Origin of the sequence: Okibacterium sp. HSC-33S16 (assembly GCF_024171565.1) — a bacterium.
In the GTDB taxonomy this organism is placed as follows: Bacteria; Actinomycetota; Actinomycetes; order Actinomycetales; family Microbacteriaceae; genus Mycetocola_A.
Map to the genome: position 1 here is coordinate 146318 of NZ_JALJZZ010000002.1, position 17586 is coordinate 163903.

A 17586-nucleotide genomic window follows, 5' to 3' on the forward strand; every position below is an offset into this window, starting at 1 on the left:
CTCGAGCGTAGGCAATGCCCGCACGGCACGACAACGATTACTGGTACGTAATCAGCTCTGGCGTCGGCTGTACGCCCGAGATGGTCTGTTCCGGCGTGAGCATCGGCTTGTCCTCGTGGTAGAAGTTCTTCCATCCCCACGCGACGCCCACCGGAGCATCCCGCTGCAGATTTGCCCAGGTGGCTTGCTTGTCGGCCTGGCCACCCTGCCCGTCGACGTGCAGCAGCAGGGCGATCTCGGGTCGGCTGAGGTCAAGGTTCTGCCGGTCGGTCAGCATACTCGGCCGGAACTGGTGCACGACCAGCATTTTCTGCGGCAACCCCTTCTCGTTCGTAAGGTCGGCCAGCCAGTGGGTGACCGAGTTGACCTCGGCGGCCGACACCGACCCGATGGTGCGCAGGTGCAGCTCGTCCGGCGCGAGCCGCCACTCCGGGTCGAGCGCGAGGCCCACGTTCGGCAGCTCAAGGAGCGACTGGTATTGCTGGGCCTGGGTGAGGAAGTCGGTGCGACCCGGCTGCAGGTCGATCACGACATACATGCCCGCCTGGGCGGCGGCGTCAATCCACGGCCGAAGCGACTCCGCCGACAGCTCGTTCGAGAAGTTCCCATCCGGCCCCGGACCGCCCGCGGCCACCGTCGCGATGATCTCGAACATCGGCACAACCGTTTTGGCGGTGAGGCCCTGATATTGCGCCGCGACTTCCTGCGCACGCGCCACCGATCCGGCAACGTCCTGCTCGCCGAGAACCCCGAGCACCGGAGTCGACGGCGTTCCATAGATTGCCACGAACTGGTGGTCGGCGAACAGCAACTGCCCTCCGCCCGGCAGCTGGGCACCGGTCCGGGCCGTCCGCACCTTCCAGTCGAGCGCTGGCTCGCTACCGAATGCGGCCCCAAGCGCGAGGGTTTTCTCGCCGCCGGTTGTGTGAAGTGCGTCAATAACGGATGCTTCCGCTTGCGGATTCGCCGATCCCTCCGTCAGCAGGTGCACCGGAATACCCGCGGCACGGGCGGTCGCGATTGGCGCGAGTTGCTCAACGCCGGGCAGGGCGATCGCGGCAGTGTCGTCGATCGGCTTCGGGCGCTTCACCGCCGGGATCTTGGCGGTGCCGGCCGTCGGTGTGCTCGTCGAGGCGGATTTCGGAGCCTCGAGCGCGGCGATTCCGGCGGAGAACGTCGCCGGGTTGCCTTCGGCCGGGGTGCCCAGCCGGTGCCCGATGGCCGCGCCGACCGCATGGGCGGATGCCGTGGCGCGCACAATGGTGAGCCCGTTCCCGCCGCGCTCGCTGTCGCGCTTGTCGCCGTGGCTCGGGTCCGTGCCGCTCGGGTCGGCGGCGTCGCCGACGAGGAGCGCGGTCGAGGTCTTGAGCCGGGCGAGTTCGTCGGCGAGGGGCTTCTCGGTCTCGCTTGCTTCGGCGGGATCAGTGTCCCCGTCGTCCCCGTCGCCGGCGTCGGACTCAGCGGGTTGCGTCGGCTCGGTGGACGACTCGGCGGCGTTCCCGGACTTCGCATCGCCGACGAGCAGCGGCACGCCGAGCGCGACCGCCGCACGCGCCGCGACCTCCTGCGCCTCGGGTGCACCGACCGGTGCCACGACAACCACCGGGGCGGTGGTGAAGAGTGCACGGCTGGTTGCGACCGATGCCGCGATCTCGGAAGGGTCCGCGATGACGGTCAGCGGAGCATCCGGGCTGGAAACAGTGGTGGCAGCCGAGGTGGGCTTCGTCGGATCTGTGGATTCCGACGCCGTGCAGGCCGAGAGGGCGACGATCGCGCCGAGCCCGAGGGCCGCGGAACGGAGGAGGCGGCTGCGACGGGTCATGCCTCCACGGTATGTCACCCGTCCGAGGGGAGCCAATCGGTGAATTGGGCTTGACGGCTCCCGGCGAGAAAACGCCCCTATGCCTCCTCGGGCACCCGCACGAGCAGACCGCCGGGCTCGACCCAGGTCTTGAGCGCCGTGGCCTCGCCGAACTCGTCACCGTCAAGCTCGATTGGCTCCGCGCGGCTGAGCCGCACGGTGAGCTTCTCGCCGCGGAAGTAGTTGAGCGCCTTCACATCCGGCGACACGAGCTTCTCGCCGAGCTTCGTGCGCCGCAGCACCCCGTTCTCCCAAATTACTTTGACGAAGATCTGCACCCAGCCGATGAAGCCCTCGGGGCGCAGCACGATGATGTCGAGCTCGCCGTCATCGACGGCCGCATCTGGAAGCAACACGACATTGGCCATCAGCGAACCGCAGTTGCCCATGATGATCGTGTGGGCGCGCACGGCCCGGGGTTTCTGGGTGCCGAGTTGGTAGCGCATGCGCAGGTAGTTCTTGTCGGTGAGGGCCTTGCCGATCGCGCCGACGTAGGCGAGCCAGCCGACCTTCGCCTTGAGTTCCTCGTCGGTGTTCGCGAGCATCTTCGCGTCGAGGCCAAGGCCGGCCATCACGAGGTAGGCGTGGTGATCGATCTTTCCACCCGACCGCTCAATGTCGATTTTCGCGAGGTCGATCGGGCGGTTCTTGCCGGCGAACGCCGAGTGCAGTGAGTGGTCGAGGTCGTCGAGAGTGAGGTTGAGGTTGCGGGCGAGCAGGTTGCCCGTCCCCGATGGCAGCAGTGCAATCGGGACGCCGGAGCCCGACATCGCCTCAGCCACGGCACGCACCGTGCCGTCTCCACCGGCCGCGATGATCATGGCTGCGCCGTCACTGAGCGCCTCAGTTGTCACCTCGCCACCGGGGTCTTCGACCGAGGTCTCGTAGTAGCGGGTCTCGGCCCAGCCCGCCTCGCCGGCTTCGCGACCGGCCGCTTCCTTGATCGCGTCAATGTCGACCTTGATCGGGTTGTAAATTACCGCGGCAAACTTCGGGGCGTCGGTCGATTCTGTACTCACTGTTTCACCGTGACGGGTGCATACCCTCTCGCGCAAGTCCCTCAGCAGAAGAGGGGCGGATGTCACGGCGTCTGCTATGAGGACGCCAGCGTAAAGTCGACAACGGCATTCCCTCTCCCCGCTCAAGCGAACGGACGTTCCTGTGGCTCTTCCCGAAACCGACACCCTCGTCAGCTATCCCGACGGCGCAACCAGCTCGACCGGAACCGTGCTCCACGTCGAGCCGCTTCCCGATGGCCGGTCGGCCGTGCTGCTCGATGAGACCGCGTTTCACCCGGTCGACACCGCCTGGCCCGACCAGCCAGCCGACCGCGGTACCCTCACCAGTGCATCGGGAACGCACGCCATCGTCGATGGCGTGACCGGAGGCATCCGTGACGGGAAGCTGTATCTGGGCGCGGACCTTCCGGTGCGCACGGGCGCCGAGGGGTGGACCTTCGTTGTCGCCCACGTGCTCGAGGGCGCGGTACCCGAGGTGGGCGAGACGGTGCGGGTCGAGGTGGACGCGCAGCACCGCGCCGCCCTGTCGGCCGGGCACACGGCGTGCCACCTCGCGTCACTGGCGCTCGACGCCGCGCTCGCCGACGCGTGGAGCAAGGACGTCGCGACCGATGCGCTCGGCAACCCCGCGTTTGACGCGCTCGCCATTCAGCGCTCGCGCATCGTGCCGAACGGGTCGCTCGACACCTACCGGATCGGCAAGTCGCTGCGCCGCAAGGGCTTCACTCCCGCTGCGCTCGCCGACCCAGTAGACGTCGCCGCCCACGCCAACGCCCGGCTCGCCGAGTGGGTGGAAGCCGGGGGAGCGGTCTCCATCGAGCGCACCGAGAGCTCCTTGACGGCTCGGCGCACCTGGGCGTGCGAACTGCCGACGGGTCGGGTCGAGATCCCATGCGGCGGCACCCACCTCGAGTCGCTGAGCGAGTTGGCCAGCGTCACCGTGGCGTTGACTACCGGTGAGATCGAGGGTGGAGTCGAGCTGGTCATGGAGACCACCGCGACCGTGAGGTAAGTGGGGAGCGGCGAGTTCATCCTCCCGGCTGACCCCGGATCATCCCTCGGGTCGATCCGCTCGGCTCGCCGAGCCGCTGAACTGGAGACATGCTTCCGAAACGTGTCCTCCTTCTCACCGCCGCAGCCGCCCTGGCTGCCCTCAGCCTCACCGGGTGCTCGGTGAAAGAGGTGCTGAGCAACTCACGTGAGTCGGAGTTCGCCAGCTATGACACCGCGGCCGAGTTGTGGCCGTCAGGCGAACTGCCGGGGTGGATTCCGACGGATGCCACAGGCATCCGTTCATTGGAGACGAAAGATGGGCGACTGTCGGTCATTCGGGTGACGACGTCGAGCCCGCTCGAGGGTGAGTGTGAGGAGCGGGCGCGCCAGGGCGTGCCGGTGCTCACCGCGACGTGGACCGCGGCGGCCGAGCGACCCGATGCGGTGATGGTGTGTGACGAGTACGAGATCATGCCGACCGAGGACGGCTGGCTGGGCTGGTTTGAAGGGCCGGAGGTGCCGAGCCGATTGGCGCCAGGTTCGCAGGCTGGTCAGGCCTCGCGCTAAGGGCGCGGCACCGCAGCGATCGGGCCCGCCGCGAGATGCGACGGGCCCGATCTTTGTCAACACTGGGAACGTTTAGCGCTTGCCGTTCGGTCCCTTGTGGTCGAAGCGGTCGGTGCGCCAGTGGCCCTTGCCGTGGCCCTTTCCACCGTGGTGCTTCGTCTTGGTTTCAGCGAAGGTCGCGGTCGAGTTCGCGATGGCGTCGGCCATCTGCTCGAGCACAACCGGGTCGATGTTGGTGATGTCGTCGCATGCTGAGTGGTAGCACTCGTCGTATGCGACTCCAGCGGTTCCGCCGAAGATCGCCGCTTGCTCGACGCTCTTGATGTCTTCTGCTCCGGAGAACAGGCCCCCCGCAGGGATGCCCGCCTCGATAAAGCCGAAGTAGTCGCTGCGTCCGTCGAACGCGGTGGGCTCGCTCGCGAGACCCTGCGATGCGAAGAACTCCTCGAAGTTCGCCTCGATCTCAGCCGAACCTTCGGGACCAGCCGTGCCGAACGCATCACCGTTGCCGTCATAGACGAAGCGCACCGCGTTGGGTGATCCGACCATGTCGAAGTTCAGGTTGAGCGCGTGCTGCGCGATCTGAGCTTCGGTCAGCTGGCTGACGTAGTAGTTCGATCCGACCAGGCCGTCTTCTTCACCACTCCAGAACGCGAAACGAATCTTGTTCGTCGGTGTGAGGTGTTTCTTCGAGATCTGCAGTGCGGTCTCGAGGATCGACGCGGTGCCCGAGCCGTTGTCGTTGATGCCCGGTCCTTCACGCACGCTGTCGAGGTGTCCACCGACGACGACGATCTCGTTGGGGTCGCCCTTCGGTGTGTCGGCGAGGAGATTGAAGGTGTTGATCGTTTCGACGTGGGCGTCGAAGGCGAGGCGAACCTCGGTGCCCGCAGCTGCGAGCGTCTCTCCCAGCGCGAATGTCGTGGTGGCGACGGGCAGGCTGAAGATCGTGTCACCGAGCGTTCCGGAGAAGAGTGCCGAGCGGTCCTCGGTCTCGGACGCATTGCCCTGGTTGAAGATGATCACTCCGACGGCGCCGGCGGCCAGTGCGTTGTCGGCCTTGACCCGGAAGTCGCAGCTGCCGCGTTGCACGAGCGCAATGTTGCCGGCTGTGAAGCCCGCAAAGTCGGTGGCCTCACAACCGCTGGTCGACGCACGGTCGCCGGTGAGGTTGATGTCGACGGCCTGCACCACACCTGAAACGTCACCCTCGGAGGCGTTTGATGCCTCGAGGAAGTCCACCTCGTACTGGTAGCTCACTGCAGTGGGTGCGGTCTGGTTGAGGACGGCGGTGTCGACGATGGACTTGTCGTAGCTGAACGGCTGACGCGAGGTGATGTAGCCGGCCTTCTTGAGTTTCGCTTCCATGTAGTCCGCCGAAGCGACGTGGCCGGGAAGGCCCGCCGCGCGGTTGCCGCCGTTGGCGTCCGCGATGTCCTGTAGTGCCTGCAGGTGGCGAGTGATGCCGTCGGCAGTGACGGCTTTCACGAGCACCTCTGAGGCGGTTTTGCCATTTCCGTGGCCGTTGTTCCAGCCAGGGCCGCCGCCGTGGCCGCCCTTGTTGCCGCCGGCGTAGGCCGGACCGGCGAAGCTGACGGCGACCAAAGCGCCCGTGGCGAGAGCCGCCCCGAGCGCTGTGCCCACCTTGCGTTTTTCAAACATGTATTACCCCTTCACTGGAGAGTGACAGTCAGGCCTGGGCTCGTGACCCCGGCACGGTGTTTCAGACTGTAGACCCCCGAAGAGGGGTAAGGGAAGCAAAAGGTGAGTGAATCTCGCAGTCGGTCCCCTGTTCGGAGGACTGGAAAACTGGTTTCGGGCTGGGGTCACAGCGTCCGGTGAGTCCAGCGTCCGCCGACCAGGGTGCCCGCGACCGTTGGGGCGCGCAGGGCTTCCGGCGGCGAGGTGAACGGGTCAAGTTCGACGACAGCGAGGTCCGCGATCTCGCCCACCGCAACATCCGTTCGTGTACTGGCTCTGAGCGCTTCGGCGGCTGACAGCGCCTGCTCAACGTGCCAGGGCTCACGCCCGTCGCGGGTGCGACCGACCGCCGACGCGATGGCGAACCACGGGTCGAGCGGCGCGACCGGTGCGTCGGATCCCAGGACCAGTCGAACACCGGCATCCACAAAAGAGCGCAGCACGAAGGCGTGAGCCGTGCGGCCGGGCCAAAATGTGTCGGCGATGTCGCGATCGTCCATGGCGTGCTCGGGCTGCACACTGGCTTCGACGCCGAGTGCAGCGAACCGGGCAATGTCGGCGTCGGTGACGAGCTGTGCGTGCTCGATCCGACCGCGAGTGATGCCGAGCGCTTCGAAGGTGTCGAGTACGTGTGTGTTGGCCGCGTCGCCAATCGCGTGCACCGCCGGGGAGATACCCGCGCTCGACGACCGACGAAGGTGAGCGGCAAGCTCGTCGGGCGGGACCACGAGGAGGCCGCGGCTGTCGGGCTGCCCGGCCATACCCGGGTACTCGTCGAAGCAAAACGCCGTGCGGGTGCCGAGTGACCCGTCGGTGATGACCTTGTGCCGGCCAACCGTGAGGAGTTCGGAGAGCCGCTGGCCGGTGTGCAGCCCCTCGGCGATCGCGCGGTCGATGTGCTCGCTGTAGATGCCGAACTCGACACGCACCGCATCAAACCCGCCCGTCATTCGGCGTTCCCAGCTCTCGCGGTTCCACGCCATCTCAAAATCGACGATTCCGACGATGCCGCGCGCCGCAGCATCCGTTGCTGCCTCATTCACCATCGGATCCAGCACCGAATCGGGCACCGCGTTGACGAGGTTCTCAATGGCGAACGCCGCCGTCTCGCGGATGAGGCCGGTGGGGTGCCCGGCGTGCCCGAAGAGCTCGAGCGCCACGGTGTTGAGCCACACCGAGTGGAGGTCGGAGCTGATCAGCACGATCGGCGCGCCACCGCCGGCCGCGTCGAGGTCGGCGAGGTTGGGCGCGTCTGGCCAAGTTCCGTCGCGAAAACCGTTGGCCACGAAGGTGAGCGGGCGACCGTCGTCGTCGACGGCCAGCGGGCCCGCGGCGGCGAGAGCGTCGTGCACCAGCTGAGCCGCATGGCGAGCGCTTGTTGCGGTCGACACGTCGAGCCGTCGGGTCTTCAGAGCCCACTGGCTAAAATGCACATGCTCGTCCCAGAGCCCCGGAATCACCCAGCGACCGTCGAGCGATACGTCGTCAGAATGCGAGCGGATGTCATCGGCCATCTTCACGATGCGGCCGTTTGTGATCAGAATGTCGGTGACACGATCACCGACCCGGGCGTCGCGGAGGACAAGGCTCTCGGCTGCCGCGCTCACCTGTCGTGGACTCGGCGCATCTCGGCCGCCAGGTCGGGCTGGGCGTAGTGCGCGCCGTGCTCCAGTTCGGACATCACGTGATCGACGACCTCGGTCGGCTTGCCCTGACTGAGCTTGGCGCGCGCCTCGAACCGGGTCACCCGCATGCGGAACCCCACGGTGCCCGACATAATGCGGCGGCCATACTCCTCGTTGTCCTCGAGGAGGTTCGGCTCGGGCATCGTGTGCTCAAAGTGGCTTACCAGCTCGCTGAGTACCCGCCAGTTCTCCTCGTCGCTGAGGATCTCCGGGGTGCCGTAAAGGTGAGCAGTGACGTGGTTCCAAGTCGGCACAGCGGGCTTCCCGTCGTACCACCCGGGCGACACGTAGCCGTGTGGTCCCTGGATGAGAACCATCACCTCGTGGTCGCCGAGTTCGAGCGCCCGGTCGTCGGGGCGGCCCACGTGGCTAACGATGCTGATGCCCTCGGCGCTCTCCTCGAGGATCACCGGGTAGTGCGACGCCACCAGGCCTTTCTCGGTGTTCGAGACGATCGTGGCCCACGGGTTGTCGCGGATCAGCCGCTTCACTTCTTCGGGGTTAGTGACGAGATAGGCGGGGGTGTGTCGCATGGGGAGATTCTGGCACGAGTTCCGCACCGGCGGTTCCCCCGACCGTGTGTCTCCATCGCCGGAGCCACATGAGCCTTTTCGCTACTCAGTATTCGATGACCAGTCGTCTTTCCTAATCAGTGAAGGACGCCGGCGCCGTTGTCAGGGGACGAGGCTCGAATTCACACGAGAAGTGGTGCTTCCCTGAGGCGACAACTACCACGGGTGACCCGTCGGGGAGCTGTATGTCAGCCTCGGTCGACGGCGCAACGACGACGTCGAGGGAAAATCGTTTTTCGTTGAGTCGCCATGAAACCGATGCCTCACCATATGGCGTGTTATGAGTTGCGCTCGCGGAGGTGAGCCGAGGGTCCGGCAGGGGAGCGACTCTGATCCGCCGGTATCCCGGAGCGGCTGGAGCGAGCCCCGCGACCCGGCGATGCATGAAGTCAGCCACCGCGCCGAATGCGTAGTGGTTGAAGGACGTCATGTCGCCTGGGTTGATGGTGCCGTCAGGAAGCATTGAGTTCCAGCGCTCCCAAATCGTTGTTGCTCCCATGGTCACCGCGTACAACCAGGACGGGTTCTCGGTTTGAAGCAGAAGCTCCCATGCGGTGGCACTGTTGCCGGTGTCGGCAAGCGCATCGCAGACGAGGGGAGTGCCCAGGAAGCCGGAGCCGATGCGGTAGCCGTCGGCCGCAACCTGCCCAGCGAGAAGCTCGCCGGCGCGCTCGAGTTGCTCAGGCAGCAGTAGTCCGAAAGCAATTCCGAGCGAATAGGCCGTTTGGGACGGGAAGGCTGCCCGTCCGTTCGGCGTCACATACTCCGAACGGAAACGCGCGGCGGCTCGGCTGGCCAGAGTGCCGTAACGGCTCGACGCTGCACTATCACCGAGGACGAGCGCGGCATCGCGCGCGATCTGCGCAGAACGTGCGAGGTAAGCGGTGGAGACCGCCTGCCACGGCAGGCGCGCCGCCCACGGTTGGTCGTCCGGCGCTGCCGAATCGAGCCAGTCGCCGAAAGAGAATCCTCCGCTTGCGAAGTCGAGTTCGTCGCCAGCGCGGGCAGCGAACACGTCGACCCACGCGGTCATCGAGTGCCATTGACGGCGAAGGATTCCGACGTCGCCCGAGCGCTCGTACATCGTCCACGGCACGACGGTTGCTGCGTCCCCCCAGCCCGCTTCCGCTCCGAGTGGCGGCAGGTGGGGATCGACGTCTGCCCACGGCACGTACACCGGAACGTTGCCGTCCTCGTGCTGGTCGGCAGCGAGATCAGCCAACCAGCCGGTCAAGATGCCGCTGGTGTCATAGAGGAACGACGCAGTTGGCGCGAACACCTGAAGGTCACCGGTCCACCCCAGTCGTTCGTCGCGCTGCGGGCAGTCGGTAGGCACGTCGATGAAGTTGCCTCGCATTCCCCAGACGACGTTTTCGTGCAGGCGGTTGAGTTGGGCATCCGAAGATGAGAACGTGCCGAGGCGCTGCATGTCGGTGTGAATGACAACGGCCTCGAGGTCATCCACCGCGAGCTCACCGGGCCAGCCTTCAACCTCTGCGTATCGAAAACCGTGGAAGGTGAACTCTGGTTCCCACTCAACGGCGTGGCCATCGAGGATGATCGCGTCGGTCGCTCGTGCGGCGCGCAGCGGACGTGTGCCAAGTTCGCCGTGCTCGAGCACCTCTGCGTGCCTGAACCGGACGACGTGCCCGGCCGGCGCCGCTGGGATCCGCACGCGTAACCGGCCGACGAGATTCTGTCCGAAGTCAACCAGTGTTGCGCCCGACGGGGAGGTGATGATCTCGAGCGGGCGCAACGACTCGATGCGGCGCACCGGTGGGCCATCTGGGGCGACAAGCGTTGCGAGATCCAGTTCTGCGATGCTGACCGGAGTCCAATCTGCATCGTCGAATCCCGGTCCGTCCCATCCGTCGTGACGGAGTCGAGCATCAAAAGTTTCACCCATGTACAAGTCGGCACTGACGACCGGTCCCAATGAGGCCCGCCATGTTTCGTCCGTCCCGACGATGCTGCGCGTGCCGTCGGCGTGATCGACCTCGAGCTGTACGAGGGCACCAGTCTGATCGCCGTAGACGTTTCGAAGCCCAGCGAAGCCGAGGTAGCCGCGGTACCAGCCATCTGCGAGATGGACACCGATGGCGTTGGCGCCTTCCCGCACCAGCCCTGTCACGTCCCAGCTTCGATATCGCAGGCGGGAACCGTAGCTCGTCCAACCCGGGTGCAGCACATCGTCACTAATGGGATGCCCATTCAGATGCACGGTCATGACGCCATGTGCCGTCGCTCGGATCCGGGCACGGACGATGGAGCCTCGGATTTCGCTTTCGCCGCGAAGAAGCACCGCGGGGGCGCCAGTGCCATCACCGTTCGAGGAAGGCAACTGTGGTTCGATGAGGCGCGCTTTCCACTGATCCGCATCGATGAGACCGACTTCAAGACTCGTCGGCGCGCTCCACGCGGAGGGTGCGTCGTCACCGCCCCAAACTCTGACCCGCACCGAACGTCGATCGCGGCTCACCAATGGCATGGCTGGCCAGGGTACGAGGACCTGCTCCGCCGAGTCGATACGGCCGGTGGAGAATCTTGCCGATTCGGCCTGCCCTCCCTGGTCGACGATCTCGAGTTCATAGGCGCGTTGCGACCAGCCCGCTTCATCCGTCGAGGTCACCCACGACAATCGTGGTTCGGACTCACCGATACCGAACGGTTCGCGGTGGTGCTCGACGCTGACGGGGTGCACGATGACGCTCATGGGTTCCTTCGGGTTCTCTGCACACGTCTTTTATGGCGCGTGCGGTTCTCTGCCGTCAGCGGCAACCCGCCGGTGGGACGTCAGAACGATTGGGTTGCTGCTGTGTTCCGGATTACGTTTGGAGCGGAGTGATGAGCATGTGATTCAGTCGATACCTGACGTCATCAGCCATATTGACGTCGAGGCCGTTGAGCCACAGAAGCTCAAGCCCCTCGACAAGTGCAACGAGTTCGATCGCGGCGCGCCGTGGCTCTACTCCTGGCCGAAGCCCGTCTTCCGCTTCGACTTCCTGCAGGGCGCCCGTCACCGCGTCGGTAATGCGGGTGAAGCGCTGCGCGAAATAATCGTGCGCTGGATGGTCAGCGTCTGTGGCCTCCGCCGAAAGAATTGTGTAGAGCTGCACAGCTCCTCGTTGCTGTTCCTGAGAGCGAGAAATTTCGATCAGACCCCTGAGGAATTGCCGACCGTGTCGTCCCTCAAGAACTCCTTCTGCCCGCGCATCACGTTGTTCGAGTACCGCTCGAAGAAGGGCGACCTTGCCTCCGTTGAAGTGGTGAAGGACCCCTGTCTGGGTCATTCCGACTGCACGGGCAATCTCGTTAACCGAACTCGCCGTATAGCCACCCTTGGTGAAGATGGCCGTGGCGGCGTCGAGAATTTGTCCGCGCCGCAACGCGCTCTTGCTGTACTCGCCTCTGGGCCCCGTCACGCCACCTACGGTAGCAGCTTCCGAACGAAAATATTGAGGGTTTAATATTTTCGTGTTACCGTCGTCCAGCCTCACCAGTGAGGCATTCACTAAAGAATTACCGCCATGCGAGCGGACCGTCCGGCAAGGAAGCCCCATGACCACACCGATCACCCCTCAACTCCCGAGCGCCGCAGCAGCTGCAGAACTGGGGGCACACGAGGGCACTACCTCCACCGTTGTCGAGGAACCCACGCCAACCGAGATGTTCCGCAGACAAGCAAATCCTCGGCCAGGCTTCGTATTCTTTGTCGTGTTCGCGATGGTTGGAGCAGGCGCCGCCCAGATGTCCGCGGCCCTTCTCACGCTCACACTCAAGGCCACCGAGCTGAGCGCTGATGCGGCAACGACGACCATCTCGATTTCTAGCGGCATCGCCGGTATCCTCACGCTGTTCGCCCTTCCGATCATTGGCTCGCTCAGCGACCGGTCGCGCTCACGTCACGGACGTCGTCGCCCATTCCTCATCGCTGGCGCCGCGTCGTTCGCACTAGGTGGCGTACTGCTGGGGATCGCACCGAACATTTGGGTGTTCGTCGCCGGGCACCTCTTCATCACCTTGGGTTTCGTGGCTGCCGGTGTCGTGACCATCGCGCTCATCGCGGACCAGCTTCCCGCAAACCGGCGCGGGCCAGCATCCGCGTTCGTCAGTCTGGGCACTCCTATGGGCGCCCTGCTGGGCACTGTCGTCGCGCTGCCGTTCGGTGCCGACCTGGGTCCTCTTATCGGAATCCCCACGGCCGTGGCCGTGATCGCCATGGTGCTCCTCGCGATTGTCGTGCGCGACCCTCAGTTCACACATCGCCGCGACACCCGCTCGATTCGCGAGGTCGTCGGAATCTTCTGGGTCAACCCGCTCAAGTTCCCGAGCTTTACCGCGGTCTTCACGAGCCGGATGCTTGTCTTCTCGGGTGTAGCAGCGCTCAATGGGTACCAAGCCATCTACCTTCTGATGAACATCGGCCTGGCACCGGCAGAACTCGGCAGCGCCATTCTTCTCACGGTCGTCGTGAACACGGGCGTATCGCTTGCGGTTGCGCCGGCCATCGGCAAGCTGAGTGACCGCCTCGGCGTTCGCAAGCCCTTCATCCTCGTTGCAGCCGTGATTCTCGGCCTTGGTCTTATTTTCGCGTCGATGGCGCCGAACTTCGGCGTCTACCTCATCGCGTGTGGCGTCGTCGCTCTGGGACAGGGCGTCTACTTCGCCGTGGAGTTGGCGCTTGCCACAAGTGTCGTCCCCGATCCTGACAACCCGGCGAAGGACCTTGCGATCATCAAGATCGCCGACAACCTTCCTGTCTCCATCGTCTCGGCGGTGGCACCTGCCCTTCTTGCGGTCGGCGTGGGCGCCTCGGGGGGCCAGAACTTCTCGGTTCTCTTCATCGCCGGTGCGGCGTCGGCGATTCTTGGTGGATTGGCCATCCTTTTCGTCCGCGCAGCCCGATGACAAAACTGACAAGCCTTTACGGCGGACGGGAGCCGAACCGCTCCCAACTTGAATTCTGAAAGGCACGATATGACAGACGCATTTCCCCCCGACTTCCTCTGGGGCGTGGCACAGGCTGGGCATCAAAACGAGGGAAACAACAGCAACAGCGACATCTGGTTCCTCGAGCGGGTCACGCCGACGCTCTTCCGTGAACCGAGCGGCCCTGCATGCGACGGTTACAACCGATGGCAATCGGACCTCGATCTGGTTGCGGGGCTTGGGTTGAATTCCTACCGATTCTCAGTGGAATGGGCGCGGATCGAGCCATCGCCTGGCGTCATCGACGAAGACGCTCTGGACCACTATGAGCAGGTCGTCGACGGGTGCGTGGCTCGGGGTATCGCTCCCATCGTGACGCTCAATCACTTCGCTTCGCCGCACTGGTTCTCGGCCGCAGGCTCTTGGCTTGCTGATGACGCTGCCGAGCGTTTCGCGGCGTATAGCGAACGAGTCGTCGGGCGCTTCGGCGACCGACTGCGCGCGGTCGTCACCCTCAACGAGCCAAACCTTGAGCAGCTTCTCCAAGCCGGGGGCAAGTTGCCTCCCCAGCTTGAGGAACTGAAAATCGATATGTTGGCTGCCGCCGCTCGATCGGCAGGGTCTGAGCGGTATTTCGCTTCGAACGTCATTCCGGCGAGCGATCAGGCAGAGTTCCAAGCAGCGTTCACCCGCGCCCATGTTGCGGCGCGGACGGCGGTGAAGCGCCTGTACCCGGCATTGGCTGTCGGGGTGTCGATCGCGATCAGTGATGAGGTCGCGATTCCTGGTGGCGAATCCAGCCGCGACGCCAAGCGGGCCGCTGTCTATGACCACTGGCTGCGTGTTGCCCAAGATGATGATTTCATCGGAGTGCAAAACTACGAGCGCGACCTTCATGGACCGAACGGGCCCTTCGTCGGCGACGGTCCCCGCAACGGCATGGGCACGGTGATCGAGCCGGCGTCGCTCGCCGGTGCCGTGCGGTACGCACACGAGGTCTCTGGTGTCCCGGTGCTCGTGACCGAGCACGGAATCCAAACCGACGATGACGAACAACGAGCAGCGTTCATTCCGGCGGCACTTGACGCGCTGAGGGAAGAGATCGCCGGAGGTACGCCCGTCCTCGGCTATCAGCACTGGACGCTCATGGATAACTTCGAGTGGATCTTCGGGTACGGCCCGAAGCTCGGTCTGATCGCGGTCGATCGAGAGACTTTCGAACGCACCCCCAAGCCCAGCGCTGCGGCATACGCCACAGCGGTCGCCGCCGTGAACGCTGTCGCGGTCTAGGGGCTCGCCGTGTTCCGTATTGTGCCCGATGTGAGGGTGGTAATCGACAACGATTGGGCTGGCGATCCCGATGGATTGGTCGCTCTCGCTCATCACGTGCTCTCACCGAGTAACAAAGTTGTCGGCGTCACGTCGTCGTTTCTCAGCCCCATGTTCGGCCCGAATGCCGGCGGAGCGGAGCGCGGATCGGCACTGGCCCTGGAGCTGCTCGCGCTTCTCGGTCGACCGGAGGTGCCGGTCGCTTCGGGTGTAGACATGCCGTTCAAACGAACACGGCCGCTCTCAGCCGCGGCCACCATGATCACCGACGTTGCGCGAACTCCGAGTGAATTGCCGCTCGTGGTTGTCTGTGGAGGTCCGCTGACGAACGTCGCCGAAGCGCTCGCGGCAGACGGGACGATGGCGTCGCGGTTCACTCTGGTATGGGTCGGTGGTTCAGTGACAGACGATGCCGAGTACAACCGAGACACTGACAGTGAAGCTGCCGCGTTCGTGCTCGCACACCCGGAGCTCGTCATCCGTCAGATCCCGCTCGAGATCTACCGCGCACTGACCTTTACGGTCGCGGAGCTTGAGCACAGTCTCACGAGTACAGGCGAACTCGGGGCGTGGCTGTGGCAGCGCTTTGTCGAACTGCCGCTACCCGACTTCGTGTCTGTCAACCCGATTTGGCCTCTGGGTGACAGCGCGCCAATCGTGGTCACGGCGCTTCCGGAGCACCCGGCCACATCATCGTGGGAGGCAATCACCGAAACCAGGAGTGTCTGCACCGCGATCGACACGAGGCTCGTTGTTGGCGACATGCTCGCGAGATTTGCCCTCCACGAGAAAGGCGCGCCAGGGTCCCAGTAGTCGTCGAACCGGTCCGCTATCGCGGCACCTGCGACGACGAGATGCGCCGTCGCTACAGGTGCCGAGCCCGGCCGGTTACCGTTCAGTGACGAGCTCGTGCTCGTCGGTGACGCTCGAAATCGTCGCCGCCTCGACGATGCGGAGACCGACGCTCGGGCGAATCGCCTCCCGCTGCCCGCCGGAGTGCACGACCTCGTCGCCGAAGACGGTGAGTTGGCTGGCGTGCCAGCGCAAAGCATCCGTCATCGTGGTGCGACGGTGCTCAAGCTCGAACCAGCGGGCGTCGGGAGCGGGCTCGTCGAGAAGTTCGGCGAACGGAATGCCGGTCTGAGCGGATGCTCGCACCGCGGCTTCGCGAATGCGCACGTGGTCGGGGTGTCCGTAGCCACCGTGGTCGTCGTAACTGATGACGAGATCGGGCTGCGTGGTGCGAAGAAGGGCCGCGACGTCTGCGGTCACGTCGGCGAGCTCGGCGCGGGCGAGTGCGTCGGTGGCCGCGTCGTCGGCCGGACCGGCCACCCCTTCGCGGACCCACACCATGCCCGAGTCGCGGTAGTGGCGTTCGGGCTGCCCGGCGGCGCGGGCGGGCGGGGTGCCGAGCCAGTAGTGCTCGGTGATTCCGAGGACGTCGAGGGCACCGGCGAGTTCGCGTTCCCGTTCGATAGAGAGCGCCTCGGTTCCGGCCAGGTGCGACAGGGGACCTGCAACGACCTCGCCGCGTTCGCCGCGACTCGCGGTGAGCAGGGTGACGTGGATCCCGCGGGCGACGAGTTCAGCGATGAGCCCGCCGGAGGCGAGGGTCTCGTCGTCGGGGTGTGCGTGGGCGAAGAGCACCGAACGCACACCGGTCAGCAGGTCGGCAGTCATGAGGCGACCCGCCCGCGGCCGTCGAGCAATCCGGCGTACACGTCGAGGGTTGCGGAGGCAGTGCGCCGCCACGTGAAGTCGAGGGCCCGTTCGCGTCCGGCGGTGCCGAGCGTGGAGGCCAACGTGCGGTCCGCGAGGACGTGCCGAATGGCATCCGTCCATGCAGCAGGGGCGCGGGAATCGATGAGAATTCCGGTGCGACCGTGGTCGACCGCTTCGGCGAGACCGCCCGAACGCATGGCGATGACCGGGATGCCGCTCGCCGCCGCTTCGAGCGCCACGAGGCCGAAGGTTTCGGAGTGCGACGGTACGAGCAGCATGCGGGCGCCGCGTAACAGGTCCGCGAGGTCGGTGCGGGACTGCGGGCCGAGGAAGCGCACGGTGATGCCGGCGTCGGCGGCGAGGGCATGCAGTTCGGCCGGGTACGACTCGTGACCGGTGGTCGGTCCGCCCGCGACGACAAGATCCGGCCGGTCGCCCTCGGGCAGAGCAGCCAGAGCGGTGATGGCGAGATCGAGCCCCTTGAGCGGTTCGAGCCGCGCGGCAACGACGACATAACCCGGGTGCTCGGTCGACGGTGACGCGAGCGGCGAGAAGAGAGTGCTGTCGACCCCGGGGTGCACAACCACGACGCGCGAGGCAGGAGCGCCGAGCCGGTTCACGATGGTGGCGCGTTCGGCGTCGCTCACCGCGATGACGGCATCCGACTCGCGGGCAAGCAGCTTCTCACCGCGCATACGCCCGGGCGACTCGGGTCGCTCACCCTCCGATAGCGGAGTCGACACATCGGCCGCGATGGAGTGGAAGCTCTGCACGTGCGGAATGCCGCGCCGTCGTGCAACGTCGAGCGCCGCCATGCCCGAAAACCAGTGGTGCGAGTGCACAATGTCGACGTGCCCGAACGCATCGAGCGCCGTGCCGAACTCGGCAATGAACCCCTCGTGCTCGCCCTTGATGCGCCGCTCGACGGGCCCCGCGGTGAGGTGGTGCATCGTCACGTTCGGAGCAATCGAATGAACGGATGCCTGTTGCGGCGACGTGCGCCTCGTCACAATGTCGACCGTGTGACCCAGTTCGCCCAACTCGAGAGCAGTCGCGCGAACCGCGACGTTCATTCCGCCGACGTCACCGGTGCCCGGATCATCGTCGGGCGACGTGTGAAGACTGATCAAAGCGACATGGAGGGGCACTGTCCAAGTTTAGGTTGCACCGCCTGAGTGTTCGATCTGGCCTGGCGTCTGCGGCGATCG

The 17586-nt window shown here is 65.4% G+C and carries 14 protein-coding genes; 5 read left to right on the forward strand and 9 right to left on the reverse strand.

Annotation, left to right across the window (positions count from 1 at the left end; all coding sequences use genetic code 11):
• Positions 1–37: 37 nt before the first annotated feature.
• Positions 38–1822: a hypothetical protein gene (locus L1277_RS05840; protein ID WP_253375425.1), complete on the reverse strand. Its 1785-nt coding sequence runs from the start codon at positions 1820–1822 to the stop codon at positions 38–40.
• Between the two features lie 77 nt (positions 1823–1899).
• The gene (locus L1277_RS05845) at positions 1900–2880 is read right to left on the reverse strand and encodes a diacylglycerol kinase family protein (protein WP_253375426.1); all 981 of its coding nucleotides are present in this window, start codon (positions 2878–2880) and stop codon (positions 1900–1902) included.
• Positions 2881–3022: 142 nt separating this feature from the next.
• Between L1277_RS05845 and L1277_RS05850 the strand changes: the two genes are divergently transcribed.
• Positions 3023–3892, forward strand: a complete 870-nt coding sequence (locus L1277_RS05850) for a metal-dependent hydrolase (protein WP_253375427.1) — start codon at positions 3023–3025, stop codon at positions 3890–3892.
• 89 nt (positions 3893–3981) lie between these two features.
• Positions 3982–4440 (forward strand): hypothetical protein, encoded by a 459-nt coding sequence (locus L1277_RS05855; protein WP_253375428.1) that lies wholly within the window; start codon positions 3982–3984, stop codon positions 4438–4440.
• Between the two features lie 72 nt (positions 4441–4512).
• Here the strand turns inward: L1277_RS05855 and L1277_RS05860 are convergent, their stop codons facing one another.
• The 5 genes from L1277_RS05860 to L1277_RS05880 form a co-directional block, all read right to left on the reverse strand.
• Positions 4513–6102 carry a M28 family peptidase gene (locus tag L1277_RS05860; RefSeq protein WP_253375429.1) on the reverse strand — a complete coding sequence of 530 codons (1590 nt, stop codon included), beginning with the start codon at positions 6100–6102 and terminating at the stop codon, positions 4513–4515.
• Between the two features lie 164 nt (positions 6103–6266).
• Positions 6267–7748 carry an amidohydrolase gene (locus L1277_RS05865; RefSeq protein ID WP_253375430.1) on the reverse strand — a complete coding sequence of 494 codons (1482 nt, stop codon included), beginning with the start codon at positions 7746–7748 and terminating at the stop codon, positions 6267–6269.
• Complete coding sequence (locus L1277_RS05870) at positions 7745–8359, reverse strand: FMN-binding negative transcriptional regulator (protein WP_253375431.1); 615 nt, start codon at positions 8357–8359, stop codon at positions 7745–7747. The genes L1277_RS05865 and L1277_RS05870 overlap by 4 nt, the downstream gene beginning before the upstream one ends.
• 112 nt (positions 8360–8471) lie before the next feature.
• Entirely contained in the window at positions 8472–11111 is a 2640-nt protein-coding gene (locus tag L1277_RS05875; RefSeq protein ID WP_253375432.1) for a glycoside hydrolase family 78 protein, read from the reverse strand.
• A gap of 112 nt (positions 11112–11223) precedes the next feature.
• Complete coding sequence (locus L1277_RS05880) at positions 11224–11820, reverse strand: TetR/AcrR family transcriptional regulator (RefSeq protein ID WP_253375433.1); 597 nt, start codon at positions 11818–11820, stop codon at positions 11224–11226.
• A 136-nt stretch (positions 11821–11956) separates the two neighbouring features.
• Here L1277_RS05880 and L1277_RS05885 point away from each other — a divergent pair, with 136 nt between their 5' ends.
• The 3 genes from L1277_RS05885 (at position 11957) to L1277_RS05895 (ending at position 15469) form a co-directional block, all read left to right on the forward strand.
• Entirely contained in the window at positions 11957–13306 is a 1350-nt protein-coding gene (locus tag L1277_RS05885) for an MFS transporter (RefSeq protein ID WP_253375434.1), read from the forward strand.
• Between the two features lie 69 nt (positions 13307–13375).
• Positions 13376–14617 (forward strand): glycoside hydrolase family 1 protein, encoded by a 1242-nt coding sequence (locus L1277_RS05890; RefSeq protein ID WP_253375435.1) that lies wholly within the window; start codon positions 13376–13378, stop codon positions 14615–14617.
• 30 nt (positions 14618–14647) lie between these two features.
• The gene (locus L1277_RS05895) at positions 14648–15469 is read left to right on the forward strand and encodes a nucleoside hydrolase (protein WP_253375436.1); all 822 of its coding nucleotides are present in this window, start codon (positions 14648–14650) and stop codon (positions 15467–15469) included.
• Positions 15470–15544: 75 nt separating this feature from the next.
• Here L1277_RS05895 and L1277_RS05900 read toward each other — a convergent pair whose 3' ends face one another.
• Entirely contained in the window at positions 15545–16336 is a 792-nt protein-coding gene (locus L1277_RS05900; protein ID WP_253375437.1) for a PIG-L family deacetylase, read from the reverse strand.
• Positions 16333–17526 (reverse strand): glycosyltransferase, encoded by a 1194-nt coding sequence (locus L1277_RS05905; RefSeq protein ID WP_253375438.1) that lies wholly within the window; start codon positions 17524–17526, stop codon positions 16333–16335. Before L1277_RS05905 ends, L1277_RS05900 begins: the two co-directional genes overlap by 4 nt.
• Positions 17527–17586: the final 60 nt, after the last annotated feature.

Excerpts from the sequence above, each read along its gene's own strand:
- L1277_RS05840 (WP_253375425.1), bottom strand. The coding sequence starts at position 1,822 with ATGACCCGTCGCAGCCGCCTCCTCCGTTCCGCGGCCCTCGGGCTCGGC.
- L1277_RS05855 (WP_253375428.1), top strand. The coding sequence starts at position 3,982 with ATGCTTCCGAAACGTGTCCTCCTTCTCACCGCCGCAGCCGCCCTGGCT.
- L1277_RS05860 (WP_253375429.1), bottom strand. The coding sequence starts at position 6,102 with ATGTTTGAAAAACGCAAGGTGGGCACAGCGCTCGGGGCGGCTCTCGCC.
- L1277_RS05890 (WP_253375435.1), top strand. The coding sequence starts at position 13,376 with ATGACAGACGCATTTCCCCCCGACTTCCTCTGGGGCGTGGCACAGGCT.
- L1277_RS05875 (WP_253375432.1), bottom strand. The coding sequence starts at position 11,111 with ATGAGCGTCATCGTGCACCCCGTCAGCGTCGAGCACCACCGCGAACCG.
- L1277_RS05885 (WP_253375434.1), top strand. The coding sequence starts at position 11,957 with ATGACCACACCGATCACCCCTCAACTCCCGAGCGCCGCAGCAGCTGCA.
- L1277_RS05870 (WP_253375431.1), bottom strand. The coding sequence starts at position 8,359 with ATGCGACACACCCCCGCCTATCTCGTCACTAACCCCGAAGAAGTGAAG.
- L1277_RS05900 (WP_253375437.1), bottom strand. The coding sequence starts at position 16,336 with ATGACTGCCGACCTGCTGACCGGTGTGCGTTCGGTGCTCTTCGCCCAC.